Genomic DNA, 6,276 nt, shown 5'->3' with positions numbered 1-6,276 from the left:
TTGTGAAGCACCTCAAATTTCAGCGCAGTCTGGTGAATAAAACATCCGCTTTATTCTTATATATATGATTTCCTTATATTTAATTTAGCTAAAGGCCTTTCCTATAAACAGAAGTTAAACGGGTCATTTTTTCTTGTGATCGCCAAAAGCCATCCAGATGGCTAAGAAATTGATTGTTTTTTGTGCTATTACGTAAGAATTGCTTTAAGCGCAATAAGAATGGGGTTATTTTTTTGTCGCCAGATGTTTCGTGGAAACAAAACGTAACAGGTAGAGGTTATTGCGGGGTTGTGGTTTAAAGATGCTTACTTTTGACTGACGAAAACTGACGTTGCAGGATAAAATAATGGCCAGCAAGTGCTGGCCATTATTGATGTGGACGGTTAGAAGCTTGCGTTACGCGGCGTGCGTGGGAATGGAATCACATCACGTACGTTCTGAACGCCTGTCACGTAGGCAATCAGACGCTCGAAGCCCAGGCCAAAGCCGGAGTGCGGCACGGTGCCGTAGCGGCGCAGGTCGCGATACCAGCTGTAGTCCGCCGGGTTCAGACCCATCTCCTGCATACGCGCGTCCAGCACGTCCAGACGCTCTTCACGCTGGGAACCACCGATGATTTCGCCGATGCCCGGTGCCAGTACGTCCATCGCAGCAACGGTTTTACCGTCTTCGTTAAGGCGCATATAGAACGCCTTAATGTCTTTCGGATAGTTTTTCACCACAACCGGTGCTTTGAAGTGCTTCTCTGCCAGATAACGTTCGTGCTCCGAGGAGAGATCCACGCCCCAGTAAACCGGGTTCTCGAATTTCTCACCGCATTTTTCCAGGATAGCGACCGCATCGGTGTAGTCCACCTGCGCGAAGTCTGCGGAAACGAAGCGCTCAAGACGGGCGATGGCGTCGTTATCGACACGCTCAGCGAAGAATTTCATGTCGTCTGCGCGCTCTTCGAGAACCGCTTTGAACACGTATTTCAGCATCGCTTCTGCCAGGCCTGCCACGTCATTCAGATCGGCAAAGGCCACTTCCGGCTCCAGCATCCAGAATTCCGCCAGGTGACGGCTGGTGTTGGAGTTTTCCGCACGGAAGGTTGGGCCGAAGGTGTAGATCTTAGACAGCGCACAGGCGTAGGTTTCGCCGTTCAGCTGGCCGGAAACCGTCAGGAAGGCTTCTTTACCAAAGAAGTCTTTGTCGTAATCGACTTTACCTTCCGGCGTACGCGGCAGGTTTTCCATATCCAGCGTTGAAACGCGGAACATTTCACCTGCACCTTCGGTATCAGAGGCCGTGATCAGCGGGGTAGAAACCCAGAAATAACCCTGCTCGTCAAAGAAGCGATGCAGCGCCTGCGCCAGCGTATGACGCACGCGCGCAACCGCACCAATCAGGTTGGTGCGCGGACGCAGGTGCGCGACTTCACGCAGATATTCAATGCTGTGACGCTTTGCAGCCATCGGATAGGTGTCCGGATCTTCAACCCAGCCGGTCACTTCCACCGAGGTCGCCTGAATTTCGTAGCTCTGACCCTGGCCCGGAGAGGCCACCACAACACCGGTGACGATCACGGAACAGCCTGTTGTCAGGTGCAGAACGTCATCATTGTAATTGGGCAGAGAATTATTAATGACGGCCTGTACAGGATCAAAGCAGGAACCGTCATAGACGGCGAGGAAGGAGATGCCAGCTTTAGAATCTCGGCGAGTACGCACCCATCCGCGCACGGTGACCTCCTGGTCAACGGCGACACGGCCCTGGAGTACGTCGGCTACAGGCACAACGCTCATAATATTCTCTCTGTTAATAGTCGGAAAAAATAAACACTTGTCCGCCCTTATTGGGGGGATATCTATGTTACCTGCCATCCGCTATCAGACAAGTAAATTTCACCGTCTTGAGGGAAGAAATAAGAAATAAATAAGAGAAGGGGAGCCATGAAGGCTCCCCGAAGCGGTTAACTGGCTTTTTTGACCTGAGGTAGATCGAAGGCTTTGCGTAATGCGCGAACAAACGCTTTGTCATGGCAGATGGTTTTGCCCGGGCTGTCGGAGAGCTTCGCGACCGGCTTACCGTTACATTCCACCAGTTTTATAACGATGTTCAGCGGTTTCACCTGAGGAATATCGCAGGTTAACCGCGTACCAATCCCAAAACTCAGGTTCACCCGGGAAGAGAAGTGACGATAAAGGTCGATGGCTTTCGCCAGGTCAAGGTTATCGGAGAAGACCAGCACCTTACTCATTGGGTCGATACCCAGCTTTTCGTAATGGGCAATGGCTTTCTCACCCCATTCAACCGGATCCCCGGAATCATGGCGTAACCCCTGGTAGCGTTCGGCAAACTCAGGACCAAAGTCGCGCAGGAACGCGTCCATGGTAATGCAGTCGGTAAGGGCAATACCCAGCCGATCCGGGTATTCATCAAGCCACGCGGCGAGGGCGGCGCGCTGGCTGTTGGCGAGGTCTGGGCTGATCTGCTGGTGCGCCTGGAACCATTCGTGCGCCTGGGTGCCCATCGGCGTTAAATCAAGACGACGCGCCAGATCGTAGTTACTGGTGCCAACGAACCACGGCTCCTGTTGCAGGCGTCTGACGATGGCTTCCTGGACCTCGCGAGAGAAGCGGCGGCGCGTGCCAAAGTCCATCAGACGGAAGCGGGACATATCCAGCCCTTCGGTCAGCTGGTTAAACTCAACGAGTTTATTTTCCAGAGCGGCAACGGCCTGCGTCACACCGGTTTCAGGGGAGCGATAGCGGTGGGCCAGCTCGCTGATCACTGCCAGAAGCGGCACTTCCCACATGATCACTTCGCGCCACGGACCGGTCAGGCGAATGTCGAGCTTGCCGTTATCATTCGTGACGGTGACCTGTTCCGGCTTATAGCGGAAGTCGCGCAGCCAGTTCAGATAGTCCGCTTTAAAGAAAGGCAGGCCAGAAAGCCATTGATATTCGTCATCGGTGAGCGCCAGATGCTGCATGGCATCGACCTGTTCACGAATGGAATCTGCGTAGATACCCAGCAAGTCGTCACCCCGGCAGCGAAATTCCGCCGCAACATGAACATCATGATAGTGGTGAAACACGGCTTGCTGCATATGCAGCTTGTACGCATCGGTATCCAGCAACGTATGCAGAACCGGAGAAGCGAATTGAGTCATAGGTGCGCTGTAGCATCCTCTCACGGGAGCGTTTAGTACAATAAACAACTCCGGAGTATACCCTGTTTAGTGATTTATTGAACCCCGATCACAACATAAGCACACTTTATGGTCGAGAGCATTTCGTGCCCTGTGTTACAAAAATGTAGCTAAAAAGGGCGTTGTGCCTGAAAAGATGAACATTCTGCATAGCGCGTTTTACACAACAGGAATATATTGAATCGTTACTCGACAAACGATGCATAAGGTTTTCTATGACACAACAGCCACAAGCTAAATACCGCCACGACTACCGTGCGCCGGAATACCTGATAAGCGATATCGATCTGACCTTCGACCTGGATGCCACAAAAACCGTCGTGACGGCGGTAAGCCAGGTGACGCGCCAGAGCGCGACAGCCGTGCCGCTGCGTCTGGATGGTGAAGACCTGACGCTGGTTTCCCTGCATATTAATGATGAAGCCTGGTCAGACTATAAAGAAGAAGGCAACCAGCTGGTCATCGACAACCTGCCGGAACGCTTTACGCTGCGCATCGTGAATGAAATCAGCCCCGCCGCCAATACCGCGCTGGAAGGGCTTTACCAGTCAGGCGTGGCCCTGTGCACCCAGTGTGAAGCCGAAGGTTTCCGCCACATTACCTGGTATCTGGATCGTCCGGACGTGCTGGCGCGTTTTACCACTAAAATTATTGCCGACAAAACGCTGTACCCGTACCTGCTCTCCAACGGCAACCGTATTGGCGAAGGGGAACTTGAGAACGGCCGTCACTGGGTGCAGTGGCAGGATCCGTTCCCGAAACCATGCTATCTGTTTGCGCTGGTGGCGGGAGATTTCGATGTTCTGCGCGACACCTTCAAAACGCGTTCTGGCCGTGAAGTCGCGCTGGAGCTGTTCGTCGATCGTGGCAATCTCGACCGCGCGCCATGGGCAATGACCTCCCTCATCAACTCCATGAAGTGGGATGAAACGCGCTTTGGCCTCGAATATGACCTCGACATTTATATGATCGTGGCTGTCGATTTCTTCAACATGGGCGCGATGGAGAATAAAGGTCTTAACATCTTTAACTCCAAATACGTGCTGGCGCGCACCGATACCGCAACGGATAAAGATTACCTCGATATTGAACGCGTTATCGGCCACGAGTATTTCCACAACTGGACCGGAAACCGCGTCACCTGCCGCGACTGGTTCCAGCTGAGTCTGAAAGAGGGCTTAACCGTTTTCCGCGATCAGGAGTTCAGCTCCGATCTGGGATCGCGGGCGGTGAACCGCATCAATAACGTGCGTACCATGCGTGGCCTCCAGTTCGCAGAAGACGCCAGCCCAATGGCGCACCCGATCCGCCCGGATAAAGTCATCGAGATGAATAACTTCTACACCCTGACGGTGTATGAAAAAGGCGCTGAAATTATCCGCATGATCCACACCCTGCTGGGTGAAGAGAACTTCCAGAAAGGGATGCAGCTCTACTTTGAACGCCACGACGGCAGTGCGGCCACCTGCGATGATTTCGTCCAGGCGATGGAAGACGCGTCCAACGTGGATCTCTCGCACTTCCGCCGCTGGTACAGCCAGGCCGGCACGCCGATTGTGACCGTCAAAGACGACTATAATCCGGAAACCGAGCAGTACACGCTGACCATCAGCCAGCGCACGCCGCCTACGGCCGAGCAGGAAGAGAAATACCCGCTTCACATTCCGTTCAGCGTGGAGCTGTACGACAACGAAGGCAACGTGATCCCGTTACAGAAGGGCGGTCATCCGGTACACAACGTACTGAATGTGACCCAGGCAGAGCAGACCTTTATCTTCGATAACGTCTACTTCCAGCCCGTGCCTGCACTGCTGTGCGAGTTTTCCGCGCCGGTTAAACTCGAGTACAAGTGGAGCGATCAGCAGCTGACGTTCCTGATGCGTCACGCGCGCAACGATTTCTCGCGCTGGGATGCGGCACAAAGCCTGCTGGCGACCTACATCAAGCTGAACGTGAACCGTTACCAGCAGGGCCAGCCGTTGACGCTGCCGGTTCATGTGGCAGACGCCTTCCGTGCCATCCTGCTGGATGAGAAAATTGACCCGGCGCTGGCGGCTGAAATTTTGACGCTGCCGTCCGCGACTGAAATCGCCGAGCTGTTTGACATCATCGATCCGATTGCGATCGTGGCGGTGCGCGAAGCGCTGACCCGCACGCTGGCGACCGAGCTGGCGGACGAGTTCCTGGCGATTTACAACGCCAACAAGCTGGACGCGTACCGCGTGGAGCATGCGGATATTGGCAAGCGTACCCTGCGCAATACCTGCCTGCGCTATCTGGCGTTTGGTGAGGCAGAGCTGGCGAACACGCTGGTGAGCAAGCAGTACCACGAGGCCGATAACATGACGGATGCGCTGGCCGCACTGGCTGCAAGCGTTGCCGCCGAGCTGCCGTGCCGCGATGCGCTGATGCAGGAGTACGACGACAGGTGGCATCAGGATGGTCTGGTAATGGACAAGTGGTTCATCCTTCAGGCCACCAGCCCGGCAGCCGATGTGCTCAGCAACGTACGCAGCCTGCTGAAGCACCGTTCGTTCACCATGAGCAACCCGAACCGCGTCCGCTCGCTGATTGGCGCGTTTGCCAGCAGCAACCCGGCCGCGTTCCACGCCGAAGACGGCAGCGGATATCAGTTCATGGTTGAAATGCTGACCGAGCTGAACAGCCGTAATCCGCAGGTGGCGTCTCGTCTGATTGAGCCTCTGATCCGCCTGAAACGCTACGATGCACAGCGCCAGGCGAAAATGCGCGCCGCGCTTGAGCAGCTGAAAGGGCTGGAAAACCTGTCTGGCGATCTGTACGAGAAGATTGCGAAGGCGCTGGCCTGATGTAAAAAAAGCCCGGTGGCGCTACGCTTACCGGGCCTGCGTGGAGTAGCGGGGCATCGGTTTTCTCCCTCTCCCTGTGGGCTGAGGGAGCCCCAGTAATTTCAAAGCAGAAGCGATAACGCTAACTTCAGAATAACTGAGGGCTTTCAGCGATGCTCTGGTCCGGCTGTAAATCGCTGAGGCGTTTCCTGAAGGCCGGGGCGAGGCGCAGGGATGCGCCGAGAGGGCGGGCTTTACAGGGACGTTACCTCCGCC

3 protein-coding genes are annotated in these 6,276 nt (G+C 54.8%); 1 reads left to right on the top strand and 2 read right to left on the bottom strand.

Annotated elements, in window-relative coordinates; all coding sequences use genetic code 11:
• Window positions 1-383: 383 nt before the first annotated feature.
• Complete coding sequence (asnS, locus tag IM267_RS05595; protein ID WP_003858191.1) at window positions 384-1,784, bottom strand: asparagine--tRNA ligase; 1,401 nt, start codon at window positions 1,782-1,784, stop codon at window positions 384-386.
• Window positions 1,785-1,951: 167 nt separating this feature from the next.
• Complete coding sequence (pncB, locus tag IM267_RS05590; protein ID WP_063449151.1) at window positions 1,952-3,154, bottom strand: nicotinate phosphoribosyltransferase; 1,203 nt, start codon at window positions 3,152-3,154, stop codon at window positions 1,952-1,954.
• A gap of 254 nt (window positions 3,155-3,408) precedes the next feature.
• Between pncB and pepN the strand changes: the two genes are divergently transcribed.
• Entirely contained in the window at window positions 3,409-6,021 is a 2,613-nt protein-coding gene (gene pepN, locus IM267_RS05585; protein WP_107535065.1) for an aminopeptidase N, read from the top strand.
• Window positions 6,022-6,276 lie beyond the last annotated feature (255 nt).

Origin of the sequence: Enterobacter cloacae complex sp. P15RS, from assembly GCF_014895905.1 — a bacterium.
In the GTDB taxonomy this organism is placed as follows: domain Bacteria; phylum Pseudomonadota; class Gammaproteobacteria; order Enterobacterales; family Enterobacteriaceae; genus Enterobacter; species Enterobacter quasihormaechei.
The sequence above is the reverse complement of the archived record's forward strand: the minus strand, read 5'-3'. Positions and strand labels throughout refer to the sequence as shown.

What these genes read in the sequence shown, in the direction of transcription:
- asnS (WP_003858191.1), bottom strand. Translation starts at nt 1,784, where the DNA reads ATGAGCGTTGTGCCTGTAGCCGACGTACTCCAGGGCCGTGTCGCCGTT.
- pncB (WP_063449151.1), bottom strand. Translation starts at nt 3,154, where the DNA reads ATGACTCAATTCGCTTCTCCGGTTCTGCATACGTTGCTGGATACCGAT.
- pepN (WP_107535065.1), top strand. Translation starts at nt 3,409, where the DNA reads ATGACACAACAGCCACAAGCTAAATACCGCCACGACTACCGTGCGCCG.